Here is a 24,413-nt window from a genome sequence, read left to right as displayed (position 1 = left end):
TTCAGCCCAACAGTTGTATAATTCAGCAGTGCTTTGAGAGAACTTTAAGGAGGTTGTGTCATGGAGAACAGAAGACCGGAAACAATGCAGCGCATAACAACGCCGGAGCTTGCGCAGGCGTTTATTGAAGAACAGGTTGAGGCGGCGCGCAGACAGATAGGAGACAAAAAGGTTCTGCTCGCGCTTTCGGGAGGAGTGGATTCATCGGTAGTTGCCGCGCTTCTGATTAAAGCGGTAGGCAAACAGCTTGTCTGCGTTCACGTCAATCACGGACTTCTCCGCAAAGGCGAGCCGGAGCAGGTTGTTGACGTTTTCAGAAATCAGATGGACGCGAATCTTATTTACGTTGACGCGGCAGACAGGTTCCTTGACAAACTCGAAGGCGTTGCGGAGCCCGAAAAGAAACGCAAAATCATCGGCGCGGAATTTATCCGTGTATTTGAAGAAGAAGCACGCAAGCTTGAAGGTATTTCATTCCTTGCGCAGGGAACAATTTATCCCGACATACTTGAAAGCGGCCCCGTCAAATCGCACCACAACGTCGGCGGACTGCCTGATGATTTTGAATTTGAGCTTGTAGAGCCCGTTAAATTCCTTTACAAGGACGAAGTCCGCGTCGTCGGCAAACAGCTTGGTCTGCCTAACAATATGGTGTACCGCCAGCCGTTCCCGGGTCCCGGACTCGGTGTCCGTTGCGTAGGCGCAATCACGCGCGACAGGCTTGAAGCCGTCCGCGAATCAGACGCAATCCTGCGCGAAGAATTTGCCAAAAACGGCCTCGCAGGCAAGGTGTGGCAGTACTTCACAATAGTTCCCGACTTTAAATCAACAGGCATTACAGACGGTCTCCGCACCTACGACTGGCCGGTTGTAATCCGTGCCGTCAACACTACAGACGCCGTTACCGCCACGGTTGAAAACGTTCCTTTCGAACTGCTTCAGCACATTACGAAAAGAATTACCTCCGAAGTGAAAGGCGTCAACCGTGTGCTGTTCGACCTCACGCCGAAACCCAGCGGAACAATAGAGTGGGAATAGAATAGTACAGTTGTTTAATATACATGATTTTTAAGAATGAAATGTACACTTGCGCTTGGTAAGGTCGAATGTAAACAGAGATATTTGCTGAACATGAAAGAAGAATAGAAAACTCGAAGTGTAGATGATAGGTGTGTAACGAATAAAACACAATACGAGAAGTGACATTAAGTACTGTCGATAATTTAAGTATAACCAAAAATCCCAGGAAGATATTCAAATTGGGATTGTTAAAGATATTGTCAAGTGTCGTTAGTTTTAAAATGTCAAAAACAAGTTGAAAAATAAATATGTAATAGATGTAGTTTTATAGTTATATTTTCCATTTATTCATACTACGCTATCTGTGTGAATTTGAATGATACTGATGTATTAACTTGTAATAGGTGATAGAAATTTTAATTGGTTAAACAATTAATGAAGAGAACTTGCTAAATGCGTAGGAGTAAGCGATTGGTTGATTGATAAACCTAGTAAAAATGAAACTGTAATAGTGAAAGTTTTACTAAAATATGTATTAAGTGATGGTTGAGATTTAAATAATATATTATAACTGATTCTATATAACGGTTAATTTAAAGAAATGAGGATAATTCTGTGAAACCAATACTTACTATAAACAATTTGATAGAAGCTGCGAAAGTTTTTTGTGAACTAATGTCTCAAGAAAACCATTCAGAATTACTGGGTGTTACTGATGGAAAAGCTGTTGGAACATATGTGGAGCATAGATTTCAAAACTATTTGAAGGAGCGTTACATAGTAACTATTGGAAGTAGTGCCAAAGGTATTGATTTGCCGGGAGAGAATATTTGTACAGATATAAAAGTTACATCTATCACTCAACCACAATCAAGTTGCCCTTTCAAGAATGCTCGCCAAAAAATATATGGGTTGGGATATAATATTATTGTGTTTGTTTACGATAAGAAAGATTCAACGGATATATGCTATTTGCACTTTACACACTGTACTTTTATTGCTGCTAAAAGAACAGCTGATTTTACTATAACAAAGCGACTCATAGAAATGGTACATGATGGTGCACGTAAAGAGGATATTGTAGGTTTTTTAGAGGATAGAAATGTTCCTGGAGATGAAATAATCTATAATGAATTAGCAGATGAAATATTGTGTAGTCCTCCTACACAAGGTTATCTAACTATTAGCAATGCGTTGCAGTGGAGATTACAATATGCTAGAGTCATTGAACTGAATAATCAGATAGATGGAGTTGTTAACTATGAATGGTAAACGAGAGTATGGCGATTATCAGACACCGGATTCTTTTGCTTTTGATGTCTGTAAATATCTAAAAGATACAAGAAAACTTAATCCGTCTATTGTAATTGAACCAACTTGTGGAACTGGCAGTTTTATAAAGAATAGTTTAATTTTTGGTGCAAGAAAAATTATTGGAATTGAGTTAAATCCTAAATATTGTAAATCATGTATAGATGAAATTAGTGATAATAGAGTCCAGATTATTAATGCAGATATTTTTTCAATTGACCTATCAAACATAATAAAAAACGATAGTGATATTCTTGTTATTGGCAATCCACCTTGGGTTACCAATAGTACATTATCGACGTTCAACTCAATTAATCTTCCTCAAAAGGTAAATTTTAAAGGATTAAGAGGGATTGATGCCCTTACAGGTGCTAGTAATTTTGATATTTGCGAGTATATTATTCTTCAGTTGATATCAGCTTTACGTGGAAAACGTGCGACTATTGCAATGCTATGTAAAACATCTGTAGCTAGGAACATCTTTTCCGAGTTACATCGCAATTATATTTCATTTAGTGCTTGTGATATTTTAGAATTTAATGCAAATAAAGTATTTGGTATTAATGCGAGCGCGTGTTTACTGGTAATCGAATTAAGCAATAATAATGTTACTTCTGCTTTTTGTAATGTATATTCATTTTATGAGCCAAAGATAATAACGAACAAAATTTTATATAACTCAGGGCGGCTACAAAATCAAGTAACACATATTAACAATTTTTTAGGAAAATCTTGTTTTGAGTGGCGTCAAGGTGTTAAACATGATTGTTCTAAAATAATGGAGTTGTCTTTACAGAATAAATCTATGATAAATGGACTATCTGAAGAAGTTGACATAGAAAGTTGTTTTGTTTATCCTTTGGTAAAGAGTAGTATGTTTAAATCAGTAATTATTGATAGGTCGGATAGATATGTAATTGTAACGCAAAAGTCAATTGGAGAAGATACATCACATATAAAAAGAGATGCCCCAAAAACATGGAATTATTTATTTTCACATAAAGCATTTTTTGAAAAAAGGAAAAGTGCAATTTATAAAAATACACCTGCTTTTGCTATGTTTGGTGTTGGCGAGTATTCATATGCTACATATAAAGTTGGAGTTAGTGGATTTTATAAAAAGCCATTATTTTCTCTTTTGAGTGCAAAAAGTGGTTGTCCAATAATGACAGACGATACCAGTTATTTTATCTGTCTTCCAACATACGATACCGCATATACAACGATGTTAATATTAAATTCGTCTATTGTACAAAAATACATATGTAGTATAGCGTTTCTTGATTCTAAACGTCCTTTTACAAAAAGAGTACTTGACCAAATAGATTTTCGCAAAGTGTTAGATGTGATTTCAGTAGATGATTTAATCGAAACAGAAAAGCAATTAGGTTTAGTAAAGAGATTTAATGAAAATATGCTCATAGATTTCAAATGCCTTCCTGAGTTTGGACAAATAAAATTGCCCTTATATGCTAGTGGACATAATATAAAATAGACAATGAATAGATATCTTTATGAGCAGATAAAGTTGATAGAAATACCAGACAAAAAACTGTTGAAGAAATTGCTGATAAAATAGCAGAATTGGCTCAGTCTGCATAATTACAAAAAGCGTGGGCAAAATGCTATGTCCATTATTTGATAGAATCGGAGGTAAGTATCTCAGTGGATAAAAAGTATATAGATTTTATGGACGAAATATCTTCTGATGAACTTTACGAAGGGCTCCTTGCATATGGCTTCTTCGCTGAAAAACTTCCACCTGTATTTACTGCCGTTCCTTTCTTCAATTACTGCAAGACAGTGTCTAATCCGTTTGAAGCTGGCTGGAATGAATATATAACCTTTCGGGTAATGCGAAATATTGGTATACCACGGCTTATGGGAATTCCGAATCCTTTTAAGTATCAGAGAGTGTGTGCTGAAGTCAGAGATAACTGGGATAAGATACGCGCCCATTTCCATTTACAGACAAATGGACAGAGTTACCGTGTCAGCCGGATTCACGTTCGCAAAAAGTACAACGAAAAGCGTATCTTTGAGATGAATTATAAAGACTGGCGAGTAGACGGTAATCCAGAGTTGGATTTACTGATACAAGGTAAAAGAATGAGCCGCTATATTGTTCAAGCGGATATTTCCACATGCTTCCCTAGTATTTACACGCATTCAATACCGTGGGCTTTGGTTGGAAAGGAAAAAGCAAAGCAAACACGTAGTGATGATATTTGGTATAATAATATTGATAAAATGTGTTCAGATATGCGTAACGGTGAAACGCATGGGCTTCTTGTCGGACCGCATACTTCAAATCTGCTTTCTGAGATTGTTTTGACCGTCGTAGATAAGAAACTTTATGATAAAGGATACCGTTATGTCAGGAACATAGATGACTACGATTGCTATGTTGACAGTCACGATAAGGCACAACGATTCCTACGAGATCTTGAAGAAGCTCTTCGTGAATTCGATTTACCTTTAAATCACAAAAAGACAAAGATTGTTGAACTCCCTATTGGCATAGAAAAGAACTGGAAACATCAACTGAGTGATTTACCCAAAGTGGGTGTTTCAGGAATGGTTGAATATCCGCAGGTTAATACGTTTATTGACACGGCATTAATGATAGCAACTGAAACAGGCAACTTCGCAATAATAAATTATGCCATCAAAAAGCTGAAAGGTTCAAAGCTCTCTAGTAACGGAAAGAAATTGGCGACAAAGCGATTTATGCATATGGCTGCGCTCTATCCATACCTTTTGCACTTGATGGAAGAGTATGTGTTTATACCATATGAAGTTGATGCAAGCGATATCAAGCTCCTTTCAGACACAATATATATGGATTCAGTCAATAAAAACGATTATGAGAGTCTGTGTTATTCAATTTATTTCGCAATTCGATTCGGTTTCGTGCTTGCTGAGTTTGAGAATAATTATACCGAAGCACAGGACTATATAATCAAAAGTAAAGATTGTCTGCTCCTGATTTTGACATGGATTTACTTTATGAAGCAGAATCATTGGAAAAGAAACGCAACGCAGGTAAAGCCACTTAATAAAGTAGCTGTGAAGCTAGAAGACACAGATATGGATCGTTACTGGTTGTTTTGCTATGAAGCTTTATCCAAGGGTAAATTACATGGTCAATGGACATTAATGAAGCAAGCAGGTGTAAGTTTTATCAGGAAAGAAATAGTTAATGATGCTACCGTCACCAACACCGTATCAAATTGAACAGATAGCTCGCATCATTGGTGATACTGGAAATGGGTATACAAGTTCTGAAATTGTTCACTTGCTTGCTTAGTGCCGTGTGAATGATCCCGATGCTCTTTTTACAGAAGCGCGGCGGGGAAGTGATTTTATGGCGTCAGGACAGCTGAACAAGGGCGATTTCGGAAACGGCAGTATCAGCCGCCTTATTTTGTCGCAGGCAGTTCCGCTTACTCTGGCACAGCTTGTTCAGCTGCTCTACAACATCGTTGACAGAGTTTATATCGGTCACATGGGCGCGTTTGACGCAGGCAACGCCCTTTCGGGGCTTGGGCTCTGTTTTCCGATAATTACTCTCGTTTCAGCCTTTGTCAACTGGATTTCGATGGGCGCTTCGCCTCTCTGCTCAATGGCAAGAGGCAGCGGAAACAGACAAAAGGCGCAGAATATTCTTTCAACAGCGTTTTCGCTTGAAATTATTGTCAGTCTTGTACTTACCGTACTTGTGTTTGCGGTAAAAACGCCGCTGCTTTATCTGCTCGGCGCAAGCGGCGTAACGTACCGCCATGCGGCGGAATATCTTGATATTTATATGCTGGGAACAATATTTTTCGCGGTAAGCACCGGAATGAATTTCTTTATAAATCTTCAAGGCTTTCCGAAAGTCGGAATGTTCACGACAATTTTGGGCGCAGTTATCAATCTTGCGCTTGACCCGCTGTTTATTTTCGTGTTTCATCTCGGCGTAAAAGGCGCGGCTGCTGCCACGGTCATCAGTCAGTTCTGTGCCGCAGTGTGGGTGCTTGCTTTTCTGCACAAAAAAGAGATAGAACTGCGTATTTCGGTGCGCAATACGCGCATAGCGCACGCAGAGGTAAAAAATATACTTGCGCTTGGACTGCCGGGCTTTATAGTCGGCGCTACAAACTGCTCTGTTCAGGCTGTGTGCAACGCTGCGCTCTCCGTGTTCGGCGGCGACCTCTACATAGGAATAATGACCGTTATCAACTCCGTGCGCGAACTGATAATACTGCCTATTCACGGCATAACCTACGGTGCGCAGCCTATTCTGAGCTACAATTACGGCGCGGCGAAATTTGACAGAGTAAAAAACGGTATTCGTTTTGAAACGCTGCTGGCGCTCTGTTACACAGGGATTTTCTGGATAAGCACGCTGCTTTTGTCCGGATTTTATATCGGCATTTTCAGCAGCGACAGGCAAATGCTTTCCGCAGGTATTTTACCGATGAGAATCTATTTTCTCGGTTTTATCTTCATGACACTGCAATTTGCGGGGCAGTCAGCGTTTACCTCGCTTGGAAAAGCAAAACAGGCGGTATTTTTCTCCATACTGAGAAAAATTATCGTGGTTGTGCCTCTCACGCTTCTTCTGCCGAGAATACCGTCGCTTGGAATAATGGGCGTTTTCTGGGCAGAGCCGATTTCAAACTTAATCGGCGGACTGTCCTGCTTTCTCTGTATGTACTTTACTGTTTACAGAAAACTCGGAAAACCGTAAGCAAACAGGCCGGCTGAATAAAAACAGGGAGAGTGAAGCTCTCCCCGTTTTGTGCCTGTTTTTCCCGCAGACGGTTATTTGGCGTTTTTTACTTTCTGCGCGTGTTCTGTGAGTTTCTCCGTTACTTTCTTAAAACTGTCTTCTTTGCCCGGAATCTGCACAATTCTGGCAAGCACCGGCGCAAGTCCGCGGAGATGTTTGTACTGCGGGTTTGTCGCAATCAGCTTCTGTTCAAGCTCGGTGCGTTCCGCCTCGGGATTTTCTTCCATGTGCAGATTGCCCTGCGCTAAAATCATAACTTTTCTTGTGTCATTGGTGAAGGGCTGCCACTCAACAGCTTTTCCATCGGGATTATCCTTTGCCGAAAGCGACGGATTGCCCGTCTTTGCAAAGTTGACCCACATTCTCTGCAGCTGTTTTGAATAAACGCGGTTTTCCTTTGTGTTCTTTGCCTGTTCCTTGTCAAAGTTGCCGAAAATGAACGGCAGCTCGACTGCGTGGCACGCCTTGAGTATTTCCTGTCTTGGTCCCTCAACTTCCTTGTCCACGCGGTAGAAAAATTCCTTTCCGCCCTGCTTTGCGTGGGCTATTGCCTGATACATCTGTCCGGCGCGGAAGAGCTGCCCGTTGCCGAATTCCGTAGGAGCCCATTCTTTGCCGTATTTTTTCGTCAGATAGGCCATAAGCTTTGCGGAGGCTTCAAGATATTCGGGTGAGGCGTTTTCCGCAAGCATTTTTTGGGTAACGTCGTTGACAAGGTTGAAGAAATCGAGGTCATCGGCAAAAACTTCTATGAAATAGCGCCACTCGTCTTTTGTGGTGCCCTGCATAATTTCAATATCCTTTATCGCCTCTCCGTTCCATGCGTCAAGCGTGTCTGCCGGCAGCATACTCTCGTCAATAATCGGGAAGTTATATTTCGTCATGCCGCCTTCGTCAACCCAGAATTTGCGCAGGTCTTCGTAACTGACCTTCATAAGGTCGTCCATATTTTTCGCGTTGAAACGTTCCATAAGAGCTTTGGTCAGCACCTGGCTGTCCGCTCTTGTCTGGCCGTAGGTGCAGGCTCCGCTCATAGGTATCGCGCGCTTGAACAGCCCTTTTGAAAGCGGGCTGACAACAAGGTTTGAAACGCTTCCGCCGCCTGCGGATTCGCCGAAAACTGTAACGCAGTCAGGGTCTCCGCCGAACGCCGCTATGTTTTTCTTAACCCATTTGAGAGTTGCTATTTGGTCAAGCAGCGGCAGGTTGCAGGCGTCCATATAATTTTCGCCGCCCGGAACCTGCGAGAAATCCACTATTCCCATAAGCCCCATGCGGTAGGTCGTCACTACGAGAATGACGTCAGGATTTTCGCGCACGAAATTATAGCCGTCATACAGAGGGTCGCTGTGTCCGCCCTGCTCGTAGCCTCCGCCGTGAACGAAAACCATGACGGGCTTCTTCGCGGTTTTGTCCTTTGAACTTACAAACACGTTCAGCGACAGGCAGTCTTCTCCCTGCTCGTAAAGCGACGCCCTTTCGTACGGGTCAGGCGTTTGCAGACAGCTTTTGCCATCGTGATACGCTTCAAACACCTTGTCTGACGGAAGCGGCTCCTGAGGAGCTTTCCAGCGCAGTTCGCCGACAGGCTGCTGCGCGAACGGAATGCCGCGGAATTCTATAACGCTGCCGTTCTTTTTTCCTACAAAAGTGCCGTTCTCGCACTTTGCGGCAAGAGCCTTGTCATAGTTTCCCGTAATTTCATTGTTCGGCGCGTATTCCAAAAGCTTCGCCTCTTTGTATCCGTCGCCGCGGAAAGCAAACAGCGCGGCGGCAATACAGGCGATTACCAGCGCCGCCAAAACAAATTTTTTCTTCATGAGAACATCTCCTTCGCGTCAAATTTGGAACTGCGTCAATTATACCATAAGATTAAAGCCGTGCAGCGCCGTGTGCTATAATAAGGACACGGTTAATTAAATAACGGAGGGCTTGGATATGAAGAACAAATCTTTGCGGCTGAAGAAAATTCCGGCGGCTGTTTTGGCGTTGTTTGCGCTTGCGGCGCTTTTGGTTTCTCCCGCGTCGTGCGCGGCGAAAAAATACACACAGGCTGAGCTTGCTTACATGCCCGCAACGGAGCAGATAAAGCTTTTTAAGGCAGGGACGATAACCCCGACAGACGTGCTTGAGGCGCAGATAGCAAGGGTTCAGAAGTTTAACGGTCCTGTCAACACCTCGCGCGAAGAGCTGAAGGACTATCTGAACTTTAACGGCAAGGTCAACGCAATCTGCTTTGACCGTTTTGGCGAAGCGAGAAAAGCGGCAAAGGAAGCCGGACGACGCTACAAAAACGGAACTGCGCGTCCCCTTGAAGGAATTACCGTTGGCATAAAGAACGAAAACGAAGTCAAGGGCTGGCGCGTTGACATGGGCTCGCTGATACTGAAAGACGCACCCGTGTGCGAAGACGACGGCGCAATAATTGACAAACTGAAAGGTGCGGGCGCAATCCCCGTATTCTCGACAAACGTTCCTGAATTTTACGTCAGCTCAATGACGTGGAACAAACTTTACGGCGTTACGCGCAATCCGTGGAATTTGTACTACGGTGTAGGAGGCTCCTCAGGAGGCTCGGGCGCTGCGCTTGCCGCGGGTTTCTGCACGCTTGCGACAGGTTCTGACATGGGAGGCTCAATACGTATACCCGCGGCAATGTGCGGCGTATATGGCTTCAAACCTCCGTTTGGCAGGGTGCCGACGTCGGAAATTTCCTACGAAACACTTGGTCCCCTTGCGAGAACCTTCGGCGATATGCGGTTAATGCAGAACGTCATCTGCGGACCAAGTCCCAAGGTTCATTCCTCGCTGCGCCCGAAGCTTGAATATCCGGCGGAATACGCGCCAATCAAGGGGCAGAAAGTTGCGCTCTGCCGCTTCAAAAACTGGCTGCCCGGAGGCTGCGACAAAGAAATTGACGCCGCTATGGACAAAACGGCGGAACTGCTGAAAAAAGCCGGAGCGGAGGTTGTTGTTATTGACCTTGACTGGAGCGCGGAAAAATTTGGAAAGACCTACATTCAGGGTCTGATGTCAACGGAGATGTACGAGCTGTTTGCCTTGGCAGAGGGACACGAGGACAAGCTGTGCAGCTATTGCGGCGTATTCTTTAACGGCGCGAAAGATTTTGGTCCCAAAAAACTTATTGAAGCCGGACGCATGCTTAACGCGATGCATGGGGAAATTCAGGAAAAAGTGTTTGCCAAAGGCTGTATCGCTTTGGTTATGCCAAGCCTTGCGACGCCGAAAGTCCCTGCGGATTTTGAAGCGTCACCTGACAAGCTTGCGGATATTAACGGTACACAGCACAAAAGTATAGATATCTGCCTTACGCCGCTGTGGAATCTCCTCAGCCGCTATCCTGTCGTCAATGTTCCAATCTGCCTGTCGGCGAGAAACGTCCCAGTTGGTATTCAGATTGTTGGCAACACCTACGACGACCTTGCGGCATTCCGCGTAGCGTCAGCGCTTTCAAAAACAAACAGACAGCTCTATACGGACGGACTGTTCCCCGATTTCAGAAAAGAAAAATAAGAAGAATTACCGTATTCCGCGGGACGGCATAAGCCGTCCCGTTTTTGACAGAGGCTGGAATTTTGGCGAAAATCCAAAATACGCAATGAAAGATCGCCCCAAACAGGCCAAAATGAGAGAAAATCAGAAAATCGGCAAAAAATCCCCAAAACCCTTGACAAATGTCAAGGGGGGGGGGTGATAATAGTTGTTCAGAAACAGTCTGCAAAGGGGCTCAGACCTTTTGTTTCGCGACGGTAAGTTTTCGGGCAAATGCCGCTTTGAAAGGTCTTGTAAATGAATTGCTTGAAAGAGTGAAAAAACTGGAGAAGAAGTAGTAACTTTTTCAGCGTTTTATATGCGGGGCAGCGCGGTTTCGCACTGCCTCGTTTTATTTGGCGCCGCTGTTTTGTTTTTTCAAGTTTTTATCGTGTTATAATCTTGTTGTATCAAGTTTGATATTTACGCACGTGCTGTGCATTGCCTTGTGTTCTGCCAGCTGTTCAGAAGAAAGCACGGACAGCTGTCAGAGCCGTTATGTGCCGCAAATACAGGAGGTGAGCCGGAATGAATAAAAAGATTGTGGCAGCGGCAGTTTGCGTTGTTCTGCTTTGTGTTTGTCTTTTGTTCTGTAATAAGCCGGAAAAAGAGGCAGATACAATAAAAATTGGTTATCTCGGCTCGCTTACCGGTGATTTTGCGATTTACGGCACGACAGAAGCGAACGCGGTTCGGCTTGTTATTGACGAAGTGAACGCGCAGGGCGGGCTTTTTGGCAAGAAGCTCGTGCTTGTCGTTGGAGATACGAAATCCAAATGTGAAGACGCGGTGAACGCCGTTCGCAGAATGATACTTGCGGACAAGGTTTGCGCGTTTATAGGAACAGACACCAGCGGGACTTCGCTTGCCGTCGCGCCGATTGCGGACAGGGAAAAAGTGCCGCATATTTCAACACTGGGCACAAATCCGTACGTTACGGTGCATGAACACGGCGCTGTGCGGCCGTATGCTTTCCGTATCTGTTTCACGGACCCGTATCAGGGTAAAATCGCGGCAGAGTTCGCATACGGCGATCTGAAAGCCCGAAAAGCGGCACTGCTGTACAACGTTGGCTCGGATTACGCGCACGGTTTTCGGGAATATTTTGTAAAATCATTTACCGGCAAGGGTGGCAAAATCGTTGCAGATGAAGGCTACCGCGATACTGACGTTGACTTCCGCGCGCAGCTGACGAAAATCAAATACAGCGGCGCCGACGTTCTCCTTTTGCCCGGCATGGGCAAAGATATGGCGCTCATAATCAAACAGGCAAGAGAACTGCAGCTCAAGGTGAATTTTATCGGAGGAGACGGCTACGCGGAGTTTATGAGCGAGATAGCAGGAGACGCGCTGAAGGGCAGTTACTGGATTAATCACACCTATCAGGAAGCTCCTGAAATGGCTCCTGTCTTTGCGAAATACCGAAAGGTATATCATGACGAGGGCAAAGAATTTACGGACATAACGATGGCGTACGATGCCGCAAAATGGCTTGTCGATGCAATTAAACGCGCGGGCAGCACAGACGGGGAAGCTGTCGCAAAAGCGCTTGAAGAAACTACAAAACTGAAACTGACGCACTGCACAATTTCGGTTGACCCCGCGACTCATAACCTGATTAACAAGCCCGCAGTTATATTAAAAGTCGGCAGTGACCTGAAAGGGCGTTACTATAAAACGGTCAGCCCTGAATAAAGGCACCGGTTTATACCGCGCCTGAACAAAAGCGGGAGACTGCCTGTAGTTAGCAGAGACCTCTTGCTTATGATACAATAGGCGCGCGGAAGATTGAATTTTAAAGGAGGCGGAAGTATGAAGAAAAAGTTTTTATGGCTGTTGATTGCAATTCTTGTCGGTGCTTCGGTTTTTTGTTTCTCGCTTTATAAATCCTGCAATGCAGAATATTTGGCAAAGCCTGCCGAAGCGCAGAAAATTGAAAAAGTATCCGATTATCTGTATAAGATCCGCTATAACGACCTTGATAACAGCGTCTATTCCGATATTGACCTGATAAAAAAGTTTTTCGGAAAACTGGTTGCGGCGTACAACGGAAAAGCTTTTGCCTGCAGCGCTGTTGTGAACGGGAATTTTTACGGGCGCAATCTTGACCTTTTCATGGGTCACAGTCCCAAGTATGTTGTGTGGGTTGAGGGGAATGACAAGCGTTACGCAAGTCTGGGCGCCGGAATAATGTACGCTGTCACCCTCGCGGAAGCAGACAGCGGGGAACTTTCTGAAGATATGAAAAAGCTGCTTCCGTTTATGGTTTTGGACGGCGTGAACGAAAAAGGCGTAACGTGCAACGTGAACTACGTTCCGAGAGACGTTGAAAATGATAAGGGCACGAATCCGAAAGCAGAGGAACTGCCGTATTTTACTGTGGTTCGTTATATTCTTGACAATGCGGGAAGCGCGGCGGAGGCTGTTGAGCTGCTTCGCGGCAAAAATCTTGTTGACAAGCCTAAAATTTCAACACTGCACTGGATGATCGCAGACCCGAAGGAATCTTACGTCGTTGAAGTTATAGACAATGAACTGCGTGTCGTTAAAAATCCGAAGGCAATGACGAATTATTATCTGTCGGTTGACGGTTATACGCCGCATGCCTGCGGTATTGAGCGCATGGACATCATTAAGAAGGGCTATGACAAAGCAGCTTCCGTAGAAGATATGCGCAGGCTTATGCAGAGCGTGCATTACACGCAGGCGTACAAAAAAAGCACCAAGCCTTTCTGGTATTCAGAGCATTACCTTTACGATGAAGCGGCAGGGAAAGATTACAATATAAGTACGCCGATGGAAGAATTACAGGCGCACGTTGACAAAATTGCCGAGGAATTTTCGCGCTGTACGCGCGACAACCCCGACGGTTTTTGGGAAACTGTGTACACCTCTGTCTATGACATGAGCAAACAGACTGTGAGAATATCCCTGCACGAGGATTACAGCAAATACTGGGATTTCAAGCTGAAATAGCGCACGGCGGAACAGACTGTTTCCTGTTGTAACGTTTGAACCGGAGGACAACAAAATTGGAGAACGCAAAAAAAAATCTGGCGGCGCTTTTTCTTGTCGCGATGTTTGCCCGTTTTTGATGGCTGGGAGAGAATGCTGCAGGTACAGAAAGTATCTGAGAACTGTGCGGTTATATTAGCCGTTGTCTGCTGTCCTGAACGGACGCAACAGGTTAATACAGTGGAAGCTTTGATTTGAGTAATTTTACGGAGGTTTTTCTGCGTCCCTGCTATGCTATAATAAGCGCGCGGAAAATTGAATTTTATAAGGAGGCGGCAATATGAAGAAAAAGTTTTTATGGCTGTTGATCGCAATTCTTGCAGGGGCTTCTGTTTTTGGTTTCTCGCTTTATAAATCCTGCAATGCAGAATATTTGGCAAAGCCCGCCGAAGCGCTGAAATTCGAGAAGGTCTCGGATTATCTTTACAGGGTTCGCTATGCCGAGCCTGACTACAGCGCGGTTAATGACGTTGAAGCGCTGAGCAGATTTTTTAAGAAAAGGGCAGATGCCGGAAACGGGAAAGCCTTTGCCTGCACCGCTGTCGTGAACGGAAATATTTACGGGCGCAATTTGGACTATCACATCGGACAGTACCCTGAAGTTATAGTGTGGGTTGACGGAAAAGACGGGCGTTACGCAAGTATCGCGGTAGGTATTCTTTCAAACGTGCATTATAAGGATATGGAGAGCGAAAAATTGTCCGATGATATGAAACGCCTGCTTCCGTTTATGATCACCGACGGCATGAACGAAAAAGGCGTGACGTGCAACATGAATTACGTTCCTTACGACGTTAAGAACGACAGCACAAATCCCAAGGCGGAAGAACTGCCGTTTATGATGGTGAACCGTTATATTCTTGACAATGCCGGAAGCGCGGCTGAGGCGGTTGAACTGCTGAAGGGCAGAAACCTTGTTGAGAAGCCGAAAAATCTCGGTCTGCACTGGATGATAGCCGACACGAAAGAGAGCTATGTTGTTGAAATAGTTGACAATGAACTGCGCGTTGTTAAAAATCCGAAGGCAATGACGAATTATTATCTGTCGGTTGACGGTTATACGCCTCACGCCTGCGGTATTGAGCGCATGGACATCGTTAACAAAAATTACGACAGGGCAAATACAGTCGAGGGAATGCGCAGTCTGCTGCAGAGCGTGCATTATACGCAGTCGTACAAAAAGAGCACAAACCCGTTCTGGTATTCGGAGCACTATCAGTACGACAGCGCAACGGGAAAGGATTACACCGTGAACACGCCGAAAGAAGAGATGGCTCCGCTTATTGAAAAGGTTACGGAAAAATTTTCGCATTGCACGCGCGACAAGCCGGACGGTTTCTGGGAGACGGTTCACAGCTCTGTGTATGATATGGACAAACTGACTCTCCGCGTTTCCATGCACGAAGATTACGACAAATACTGGGATTTCAAGCTGAAATAGAACGGAGAAAATAAAGCGAAGTTTTTTGCGGGGACGGTTCATTCCGTCCCCGTTATGGTATAATAAGTATGCGACAGATTGAATTTTATAGGGAGGCAGCAGAATGAAGAAAAAATTTACAGGGCTTTTGGCGTTTTTAGCGCTTACCGCGCTGTTTTCGGCGGTGATATTCGCCGGAGGGTGCGACGGCGGTAAAGAAAATGCTAACGACATGGTTCTTTACGGCAACGTTGTTACTATGGACGAAGACAATCCTCTCTGTGAAGCGGTAGTGGTGAAGAACGGCACGATTGTCTTTGCAGGAAGTAAAGATGAAGCAGAAAAATATATTAGTGCAAAGACAAGCAGCATTGATTACGGAGATAACTTCATTTACCCTGGCTTCGTTGACGGACACTCCCACATAGGTCTTATGGCTACGTTGTTATGCAATGGTCTGCAGCTGCGAGCCGAAGACCCGCTTATTGAAAATGCTGCTAAAATGAAAGAATTTATTGAAAAAAATCCGGGAAAAGAAGTCTATAAAGGCTTCGGCTTCTGGTATCTGTCAGATGGTAAAGATAAAGGGACTTCACTTGACCATAGCATATTTGACAGAGCTTCCACTACGGTTCCGATTGTATGTGTAGACGGAGGCGGTCATTCTGCGCTGCTCAATAAGGCGGCAATAGAACACTTTAAGTTGAAAGAGTTGATTCCGGTTTACAATAAGGACGGCTGCGACGGTATAAAGGTTGATGCTGACGGAGAGCCTACCGGATACGTTGTTGAGACACCGCGTTTTGACATTGTGGAGAGCTTGTCCATAAGCAAAGAGGATTTGAAACAATATATTCTTGACAATCAGGAGGACTATATTTCCCGCGGCTACACGACCATTTGCGAGGCAGGAATCCTTGAGACGGAGGCTCTTCCGATGGTCAGCGCTTACAAAGAGCTTGCGCAGGAAAAGAAACTTAAATTAAAGATCAGAGCATTATGTCAGATATCCGAGACAACTAAAGATCCTTTGAAAGAAGTTGAGCGTATCATTTCTCTTGCAAAACAATGCAATGACGAATATTTTAAAATAACCGGGGTCAAGATCTTCGTTGACGGCGTCCCCGAAGCGCTCACATCTTGGACGAATAAGCCTTACACCGCTTCCGCAGGCAAGGGTGACAATTATTACGGCTACAAAAGGTGGACTGACTCAAATAAAGAAACATTTACCGAAATAGTAAGGAAAGCAAACAAAAACGGACTTCTTGTACATGCGCATGCTATGGGAGAGGGAGCTGTTCATTATGTGACAGACCGCTTTGAAGAAGCGCGCAAGGGTATGCCTGATGAAGACTACCGCAACGGTTTTGCACATGTATCATTTATTGAGAACGAGGATATGAATCGGCTCAAAGACAATAAAATATCGGTATTTCTCGCTCCTCAGTGGTCTGCGTGGAAAGATGACACAAAGGGAGACGAAACGAAAATTTACGGCGAAGACAAAGCCAAACAGATGTACAAGATCAAATCGTTCATTAACAAGGGTATAACTGCGAGCTTCCATACCGACGGAGCCGGTACTGTACCGAAAATGATTTATTGCGCTGTCACGAGAAGTTACCCGGACAAAACGTTAAATCCCCAGGTGCGGGGAGAGAACGAAAAAGTCTCACCCGCCGAAGCATTGAAGTGCCTGTCAGTTGTCCCTGCATACACAATGAAAGAGCAGGATAACTTTGGCTGCATAAAGAAAGGAATGCGTGCCGACTTGGTGGTCTATGACACCGACTTTAGGGATGAAGACACCGTAGCTTCGTTAGACTGTACGAAACTCCCGCTGTCGGTATTCTCCTCCGGCAAGCATATCGATCTGTCCGAAACAGACAAATAACGTTCGCGAAGCCGTACTGCACGGATAACGCGCAAATAATCGCGGCAGAGAGCGTTGAACTGCTGAATAGCAGAAACCTTGTTGATAAACCTGTTTTGCGGGGACGGTTCATTCCGTCCCCGTTATGCTATAATAAGTATGCGGCAGATTGAATTTTATGTGGAGGCGACAGAATGAAGAAAAAAATTGTGCGGCTTTTGACGGCGCTTTTTCTTATCGCGCTGTTTGCCGCATCGGCATCCTGCGAGGAAATTATTCCGGGTATTACAAAAGACACGCTTGCTCTGGCTCAGTCAAAATTTTCGACGGTAGATTCGATTTCAGACGCGAACAATCTGCTTTCCGGCGCCGGACTGGAGAACGCTGTGCTGGCGGCAAACGAATCAAAGGGACATTTTAATCCGTTTTTTGCCGCGAACTGGACGCACAGCAAAATGAAACCGCTGGGCGAAGTGAGTATGGACAGTAGCAACTTCGTATTCGGTCTTTCAAAACGGACTTCGGACAGATTTGTGTACGGCATTCTGTTCCAGGCGGGCAGAGGACGCTATGAAAGCACCGACGATTACATCGTTTCCAAAGGCGATGCCGCCTATATGGGCGGAGGGCTGTTTCTGCGGTACGACTCGCCCAAACGCTGGTACACGCAGTTGGCTTTTGCCGCCGGACGCGCATGGGGAGATTTCGCGAGCGACGACATGATTACTGCCGAGGGCGGAAGATACGCCTACGACTACAACAAAGGCGGATACAGAATTTTTAACTTTGCTTTTGGAAAGATTACCGAGGTTAAAGGCGGGGAACTGAATACGTATTTTAAGTTGCTTGACGAACTTGGTGTCAGCGCCGCGCTGGTCGTGGACGATTATGACATTCACGTGGCGGCTCAGGACTTGACAAGGCTTCGCGCCGGTTTCAGGTATCAGACGCGGAAAGAAAATGCCCTGAACGGCTATTTCGGGCTTGCCTATGAATACTGTTTCAACTTTAACACCGGCGTTTCACTTGCTTCCGCGCTTTGGGCAGATCCGGAAGACGTGACGGCGCCTGACATATCCGGCGGAAGCGGTATGGCAGAGTTCGGCATCACGTATAAAAAGCAGGGTTCTCCCTGGAAATTTGATCTGGGGCTGCAGGGCTTTGCGGGAAAACAGGACAGCCTGTCTGCAACCCTGACCGCTGTAAGGGAATTTTAATAGCAGCTCGGTGTATGACATGAGCAGGCAAACGCTCCGCGTTTCCATGCACGAGGATTACAGCAAATACTGGGATTTCAAGCTGAAATAGAACGGAGAGAATAAAGCGTAGCTTTTTGCGGGGACGGGTTATGCCGCTCCCGTTTATGTTATAATAAGCGTGTGGATATAATTCAGTTTTTACAGGGATAAAGCGGCACGAAATTTAAGTATGGAGGATGAACAGAATGAAGAAGGTTATTTACGGAAATATTATTACGGTTGACGAACACAAGCCGCGTGCGGAAGCTTTGATTATTGAGGACGGTATTATAAAATACGCCGGTTCGCGCGAGTACGCCGAGAAGCTTTCAGACGGAGCGGAGATTGTCGATTACGGTGAGAATTTTGTTTATCCCGGCTTTATGGAAGCTCACTGCCACGGAATTTCCGCGGCGGAAAGGTTCTGTTTCAATGCCGATTTGTCGGCTGCGAGAAGCTGCGAGGACATGATTGAAATTATGAACCGCTACATTGCGGATAACCCTGACAGAAACGTATATCTCGGTTCAGGCTGGGGAGAGACAGGCGGAACTCCGATGGCGCAGAGAAAGATTGCTGAGATTTTTGACGCCGTGAAAACAGACAAGCCGATTTTCATGCGCAGTGCGGATTGTCATTCAGGACTGCTCAACAGTGCCGGAATGAAATATTTCGGCATCGACGCGAACGCTGTTAAGGAATACGGATCTGCTTTGGTGCGTGCTGACGAAAACGGCAATCCTACGGGCTACGTCTGCGAAAACGGGCTGCTTTTGGTTTTGGGCAAGCTTAAATTCACGGTTGAGGAATACAAAAAAGCGCTGCTTGTATGGCAGGACTATGCTTTCAGCCGCGGCGTTACGGCGGCGGGCGAGGCGTATGCGGATGCCGGCGGAGAAAACGGCATACGCGCCTATTCGGAGCTTGACAGGGAAGGAAAGCTCAAGCTTCGCAGTTTCGGAATGCACTGCGTTATGGAAACTACGGAAACTCCTGTTGAAGACGTACAGCGTATTGCGGAGCGCGCGAAAAAATACAACGGCGAACATTTCAAAATAAACGCGCTGAAGCTTTTTATGGACGGTGTTATTGAAGCTCATACAGGCTGGCTTGAAGAAGAATATGCCGACCAGCCGGGCTATTTCGGCGCAAAGCGTTTCTGTGACAGGGAAAAGCTTGCGCTGACAATCAAAGCCGGTTTTGAAAACGGACTGACTTCGCATATACACAGCGTTGGCGACGCCGCTACGCGCTGCGCCCTCGACGCAATAGAGAACGCGGAGCTTGAAACGGGGAATTTCGGCATGCGCTGCGCTCTTGCACATCTTCAGCAGGTTCGTCCGGCAGACGTAAAGCGTATGGCGGATTTGAACTGCGTCGCGGTCGTTGCCCCTCTCTGGTGCGCAAAGGCTCAGCCGTATTACGATATGGAGTGCGGCTACGTCGGCGAAGAACGCGCGTTAAGAGATTATCCCGTAAAGGCTTTCAGGGATTATGGCGCGGCGATTGCTTTCCATACGGATTTTCCTGTTTCGCCGAGCTTTGATATGCCCGGACAGATATACATGGCGAATATGAGACAGATGCCTTACAGCTATGCGCCGCTGCTGGGAGCCAATAGCTGCGGGGCAAAATCGCAGCGCGGCGCGGAGCAGGCGATAGACAGAATGGAAGCGCTGAAAGCGATGACGGTTAACGTTGCGTGGATGAACCATGAAGAAAACAGGCTCGGAACAATAGAGACGGGCAAAATTGCAAACTTTACGGTGTATGACACGGATTTTGTCAACTGTGACGTTGAAGAAATTCCGACTGCCAAGCTTGTCGCCACGCTTGTTGAGGGAGAAGAGGTCTATAAAGCTCAGCAGTAAATCAGGATGAGGAAACTGTTCAGTTTTGACGATATTATAGTTGCTTTTGTCAGTGCCATAGGCTACGGCGTCGGTTTTTGCGTGCCTGACGCGTACGGCGCCAAAACAATTTTCTCCGGAATTGTTTCAATAATTGCCGGCGATGTTCTGTTTGTTGCGGCAGATAAGCTTGTGGCACGAAAATATTTCCAAGTTGTTCCGCGCAGGAAAAAACTGCTGTTTGCGGCGGTTGTCGTTTGTTTTCTTATTTCATACGCGCTGTGCATGAAGCTGTGGGGATACAGCATTTACCATAATCTTGCAGAGATGCTGGAATTTGTTGTAGGTTTCCCGATTATTGTTCTTGCAGTGTCGTTTGCAGTCCGCACGTACAAAACGAAGAAAATGCGTGCCGAATACGGAGACGGTACGGAGGGTGTGACGCTTGACGAAGATGAAATAGCGTCAATTAAAGACACCTGCGGCGAAAACAGCGCAATTACAGGAGAGTATGACGAAAGCTGCGCCGTCAAAACGCGGACGGGTGTTTTTGTTGGAAAAGAGAGGAAGAAAGTCCGCGCGTTTCTCGGAATACCGTATGCAAGGGCTGAACGCTGGAAAGCGCCTCAGCCGCTTGAAAGTTCCGATGCGGTTTTTGAAGCGTATTATTTTGGATCTTCTGCCGTTCAGCCGCAAAGCAACCGCAACTATGCAGGGTATCTTCCGCAGTCGGAGGACTGCCTGACGCTTAACGTCTGGACTGCCGCAGGCAAGTCTGAAAAAAAATGCCCCGTGCTCGTGTATATTCACGGAGGGGATTTTGCCTGCGGAAGCTCGGCTGTCCCGTTGTATCACGGCAGGGATTTTGTCCGCAGGCACAAGGACGTTTTATTCGTGTCGTTAAATTACAGGCTCGGGCTGCTTGGTTTCGCAAATTTTGCGGGAATTTCCGGAGCGGAGGAATATCCCGACAGTCAAAACCTGGGGCTGCTTGACCAGATTGAAGCTCTGAAATGGATTAAGGAGAATATAGCGGCATTCGGCGGGGATCCTGACAATATAACCGTAGCAGGCGAGCATGCCGGAGGCGTTTCAGCACTGCTTTTGGGCGTTATAAAGCAGGCTGAAGGACTTTTTGACAAAATTTTTGTCCTTGCAGGAAATTTCGAGTCTCTTTACACGCCTGAACAGCAGAACGAACTCTGCTTAAAATTTGCAAAAGCTGCCGGAGCCGAAAACATGGAACAGCTGCTTGCGCTTGCGCCGGAACAAATTCTTGACGCTCAGAAAGCGCTCGGCAGCGATGTAACGATGCCTGTCTGCGACGGAATTGTTCCTTCCAGCCCGTACCGCGAAATTGCGGACGGGGCTGCAAAGAATATCAATATTCTTGCCGGAATGGCTGAGAATGAATTCGGCTCGTGGGTTTCCTCCATGGGTGAGGCAGACAGCGCGGAAATGATTACTTTCTATCTGAAAGCGGCGATTGAAGATGATTCTAAAAGAGGCAGACTGCTGAAAAAACTGTATGAAGAACAGCTTGAACAGGGTGCGGCGGAAGAAGACGCCCTGGAGTGTATTTTCTCGCGTTTCGGCTGCGAGGCTGGACTGCTTCTGACGTGCAGACTGCAGAGCAAGGCAGGGGGCGCGGCGCGCTGTTTCCGCTGGAAAGCAGGTTCTCCGATTGAAAAATTCGGGGCAAGCAGCTACGCGTGCCTGTTCCATCTTTTGGGCAACAGCGAATATGCAGAAAAATGCGGCTATCTCTGCCGTTCCGATTTGGAAGAAACGCTTCAGGCGTGCCTCGTCAACTTTATGAAAAAAGGCAATCCGTCGCTGTATCAGCACGAGGTTAAAAACGTCGGCGAAATAAAGTGGCAGACCTTTGCGAAAAAAGAGGCTGTTATGGAGTTCACGGAAGACAGCGCGGAATACGGCGCGGAGGACATAATCGAATACTGCCGGAAATTCGACGAAATTCTGCTGAACGGTTGATACAGACGCTCTTTTACCTGTTTTCAAAACCGCCGAGTGCGGTTTTGTTTTTGTTCTGCAAATGCTGCGCAAAAGTTCGTACGAAAAAATGTTGCGCGTAACCTTTTTGCGTTATAATCTGTGCGGGGTGATTGTCGTATGAAGTTCCTGAAACAGTTTGCTCTCATACTTGCCGTCTGTTTTGCAGGGGAAATTTTGCACGCGATACTTCCTTTTCCTGTCCCTGCGGGAATTTACGGCGTTGGAATTTTGTTCCTCTGCCTTGAATTTAAAGTAGTCAAAGTCTCTGCAATAAAGGAAACGGCAAAATTTTTCATAGAAATTATGCCCGTGCTGTTTATCCCCCCGGCGGTCGCGCTTATCGAGGTGTGGCGCGATTTGCAGCCTCACTGGGTTGTTTATTTCGCGGCGGCGTTTTTCTCAACTTTCTTTGTAATGTTTGTATCAGGCAGAACCGCGCAGTATCTTGCCGACAAAGCAGACGGAGGCAAAGACAATGAGCGGCTTTAATTCGCTGTTTTGTTCGTCGGCAGTAACGATTTTTGCGTTTCTGTTCGGCTGCGCCGTTCAGCGCCGTTTCAAATCGCCGCTGCTGAATCCGATGATTTTCGGTATTTTTATTTCAATCGGAGCAATATCCTTTCTCAAAATTGATTATGCCGAATACGCGAAAGACACGGCGTTTATCTCTTTTCTGCTGACGCCGGCAACGGTCTGCCTTGCCCTGTCGCTTTACGAACAGTTTGAACTGCTGAAGAAAAATTGGCTGCCTGTTCTGGCTGCAATAATTTCCGGCGTGCTTGCGAACGGGATTTTTATTTTTGCAGCTGCCCTGCTTTTCAAGCTCGGGCGTTACGATTACGTAAGCCTGCTTCCGAAGTCCATCACGACGCCCATAGGCATAGCCGTCAGCAGCCAGCTGTCCGCCTGCGTTCCTCTCACGGTTGCGGGTATATGCGTGACGGGCATAACAGGAAATATGTTCGGCAAAGAATTCTGCAAGCTTTGCGGAATTAACAACCCGATTGCAAAGGGTGTCGCCATGGGAACGGCTTCCCACGTCATAGGCACTGCCAAGGCTATGGAAATGGGAGAAGTCGAGGGAGCGTTCAGCAGTCTGTCGCTGATAGTGACCGGAATAATTTCCGTCGGGGCAATAAATCTTTTTGCAAAATTAATGTAGTCCGCTGCTGCGGACTTGCAACGACAAGGCGGGGCGAGGTATGGAGCTTAAAGCAAAACTTATGGACGAAGCGCAGATGATGCGTTCGCTTGCCAGAATGGCGCATGAAATAATTGAGAAGACGAACGGGGCGGAGAATATCTGCCTTGTGGGCATTAAACGGCGCGGAATTCCTTTGGCGAAGCTGCTTGCCGAAAATATCAGAAAATTCACGGACGTTGACGTGCCTGTGGGCGAGATAGACGTTACGCTCCACAGGGACGACCTTAACGAACTGCCGAGCAAACCTGAAACGGTTGACAGCAGTATTCCCTGCGAGCTGAAAAGAAAGACCGTTATACTTGTTGACGACGTCCTTTACACGGGCAGAACAGCGCGGGCGGCAATGGACGCGCTGCTTGATTTCGGACGGCCGGCAGTCATACGCCTTGCGGTGCTTGTTGACCGTGGACACAGGGAACTGCCGATACGCCCCGATTTCGTCGGCAAAAACGTGCCGACCTCGCACGAGGAACGGGTGCACGTCAGCATTACGCCGACAGACGATAAAAACGAAGTAGAACTGTACGGAGAAATGTTATGAGCAAAATTAACGTCCGCTTTGCGCAGGAAAGCGAAACTGAAAAAATATTGTATTTCATCAAAAAAATTGCCGAATACGAACACATGGAAGATCAGGTTGAGGCAACGGCCGAAACGCTTCGTAAGTCAATTTTTGAGCGCCGTGAGGCGGAAGCGCTCTTTGTGTCGCTTGACGGGAAAGACGTCGGCTTTGCGGTATTTTTCCAGAATTTCTCAACCTTTGTGGGCAGGGCAGGCATTTGGCTCGAAGATTTGTACGTTCTGCCGGAGCACAGGGGAAAAGGCTGCGGGGAGGCGCTTTTCAGTTACCTTGCCGGAGTTGCGAAAGAACGGGGCTGCAAACGTTTTGAATGGTGCTGCCTGAACTGGAATACCCCGGGCATAGAGTTTTACCGCGCGCACGGCGCAAAACCGATGAGCGAATGGACAACGTGGCGGCTCAGCGGAAAAGAACTGGATAAACTTGATAAATACGGAAAATAAAGAGGTCATGTTATGAAAATTAACAAACAAATATTCATAATTCTTGTGTGTGCGGTGCTGCTGTTTTTTGCGCTGCTTAATTTGTGCGGTTCCGAAAGAAAATATCTGAAA

At 46.1% G+C, this 24,413-nt stretch carries 18 protein-coding genes; 17 read left to right on the top strand and 1 reads right to left on the bottom strand.

Going from position 1 to position 24,413, the window contains the following annotated elements; translation table 11 throughout:
• The first annotated feature begins 60 nt into the window (after window positions 1-60).
• The 5 genes from guaA to KBS54_02695 all read left to right on the top strand — a co-directional run bounded on the left by guaA (window position 61) and on the right by KBS54_02695 (window position 7,066).
• Window positions 61-1,038, top strand: coding sequence for a glutamine-hydrolyzing GMP synthase (guaA, locus tag KBS54_02715; GenBank protein MBQ0055043.1), 978 nt, complete (start codon window positions 61-63; stop codon window positions 1,036-1,038).
• 597 nt (window positions 1,039-1,635) lie between these two features.
• Window positions 1,636-2,292, top strand: a complete 657-nt coding sequence (locus KBS54_02710) for a hypothetical protein (protein ID MBQ0055042.1) — start codon at window positions 1,636-1,638, stop codon at window positions 2,290-2,292.
• Window positions 2,282-3,826: a hypothetical protein gene (locus KBS54_02705; protein MBQ0055041.1), complete on the top strand. Its 1,545-nt coding sequence runs from the start codon at window positions 2,282-2,284 to the stop codon at window positions 3,824-3,826. The genes KBS54_02710 and KBS54_02705 overlap by 11 nt, the downstream gene beginning before the upstream one ends.
• A gap of 170 nt (window positions 3,827-3,996) precedes the next feature.
• Entirely contained in the window at window positions 3,997-5,568 is a 1,572-nt protein-coding gene (locus tag KBS54_02700; GenBank protein ID MBQ0055040.1) for an RNA-directed DNA polymerase, read from the top strand.
• A 130-nt stretch (window positions 5,569-5,698) separates the two neighbouring features.
• Entirely contained in the window at window positions 5,699-7,066 is a 1,368-nt protein-coding gene (locus KBS54_02695; protein ID MBQ0055039.1) for an MATE family efflux transporter, read from the top strand.
• A 74-nt stretch (window positions 7,067-7,140) separates the two neighbouring features.
• Here the strand turns inward: KBS54_02695 and KBS54_02690 are convergent, their stop codons facing one another.
• Window positions 7,141-8,928: a carboxylesterase family protein gene (locus KBS54_02690; protein ID MBQ0055038.1), complete on the bottom strand. Its 1,788-nt coding sequence runs from the start codon at window positions 8,926-8,928 to the stop codon at window positions 7,141-7,143.
• Window positions 8,929-9,046: 118 nt separating this feature from the next.
• Between KBS54_02690 and KBS54_02685 the strand changes: the two genes are divergently transcribed.
• The 12 genes from KBS54_02685 (at window position 9,047) to KBS54_02630 (ending at window position 24,302) form a co-directional block, all read left to right on the top strand.
• Window positions 9,047-10,642 (top strand): amidase, encoded by a 1,596-nt coding sequence (locus KBS54_02685; protein MBQ0055037.1) that lies wholly within the window; start codon window positions 9,047-9,049, stop codon window positions 10,640-10,642.
• Between the two features lie 546 nt (window positions 10,643-11,188).
• Window positions 11,189-12,355, top strand: a complete 1,167-nt coding sequence (locus tag KBS54_02680) for an ABC transporter substrate-binding protein (GenBank protein ID MBQ0055036.1) — start codon at window positions 11,189-11,191, stop codon at window positions 12,353-12,355.
• A gap of 117 nt (window positions 12,356-12,472) precedes the next feature.
• Window positions 12,473-13,636, top strand: coding sequence for a linear amide C-N hydrolase (locus KBS54_02675; GenBank protein ID MBQ0055035.1), 1,164 nt, complete (start codon window positions 12,473-12,475; stop codon window positions 13,634-13,636).
• Between the two features lie 319 nt (window positions 13,637-13,955).
• Window positions 13,956-15,116, top strand: a complete 1,161-nt coding sequence (locus KBS54_02670; GenBank protein MBQ0055034.1) for a linear amide C-N hydrolase — start codon at window positions 13,956-13,958, stop codon at window positions 15,114-15,116.
• Window positions 15,117-15,219: 103 nt separating this feature from the next.
• A complete protein-coding gene (locus tag KBS54_02665; GenBank protein ID MBQ0055033.1) occupies window positions 15,220-16,992 on the top strand; it encodes an amidohydrolase family protein in 1,773 nt (590 codons plus the stop codon).
• Window positions 16,993-17,165: 173 nt separating this feature from the next.
• Window positions 17,166-18,188 (top strand): autotransporter outer membrane beta-barrel domain-containing protein, encoded by a 1,023-nt coding sequence (locus KBS54_02660; GenBank protein MBQ0055032.1) that lies wholly within the window; start codon window positions 17,166-17,168, stop codon window positions 18,186-18,188.
• Between the two features lie 227 nt (window positions 18,189-18,415).
• A complete protein-coding gene (locus tag KBS54_02655) occupies window positions 18,416-20,080 on the top strand; it encodes an amidohydrolase (protein MBQ0055031.1) in 1,665 nt (554 codons plus the stop codon).
• 6 nt (window positions 20,081-20,086) lie between these two features.
• The gene (locus tag KBS54_02650; GenBank protein ID MBQ0055030.1) at window positions 20,087-22,054 is read left to right on the top strand and encodes a carboxylesterase family protein; all 1,968 of its coding nucleotides are present in this window, start codon (window positions 20,087-20,089) and stop codon (window positions 22,052-22,054) included.
• Window positions 22,055-22,192: 138 nt separating this feature from the next.
• Window positions 22,193-22,564: a CidA/LrgA family protein gene (locus tag KBS54_02645; protein ID MBQ0055029.1), complete on the top strand. Its 372-nt coding sequence runs from the start codon at window positions 22,193-22,195 to the stop codon at window positions 22,562-22,564.
• Window positions 22,551-23,237 carry an LrgB family protein gene (locus tag KBS54_02640; GenBank protein ID MBQ0055028.1) on the top strand — a complete coding sequence of 229 codons (687 nt, stop codon included), beginning with the start codon at window positions 22,551-22,553 and terminating at the stop codon, window positions 23,235-23,237. The genes KBS54_02645 and KBS54_02640 overlap by 14 nt, the downstream gene beginning before the upstream one ends.
• A gap of 40 nt (window positions 23,238-23,277) precedes the next feature.
• Window positions 23,278-23,820, top strand: coding sequence for a bifunctional pyr operon transcriptional regulator/uracil phosphoribosyltransferase PyrR (gene pyrR, locus KBS54_02635; protein ID MBQ0055027.1), 543 nt, complete (start codon window positions 23,278-23,280; stop codon window positions 23,818-23,820).
• Complete coding sequence (locus KBS54_02630; protein ID MBQ0055026.1) at window positions 23,817-24,302, top strand: GNAT family N-acetyltransferase; 486 nt, start codon at window positions 23,817-23,819, stop codon at window positions 24,300-24,302. The genes pyrR and KBS54_02630 overlap by 4 nt, the downstream gene beginning before the upstream one ends.
• The last annotated feature ends 111 nt before the right edge of the window (window positions 24,303-24,413 follow it).

This window comes from Candidatus Equadaptatus faecalis, assembly GCA_018065065.1.
In the GTDB taxonomy this organism is placed as follows: Bacteria; Synergistota; Synergistia; order Synergistales; family Synergistaceae; genus Equadaptatus; species Equadaptatus faecalis.
This window is presented reverse-complemented; position numbering and strand designations above follow the sequence as displayed.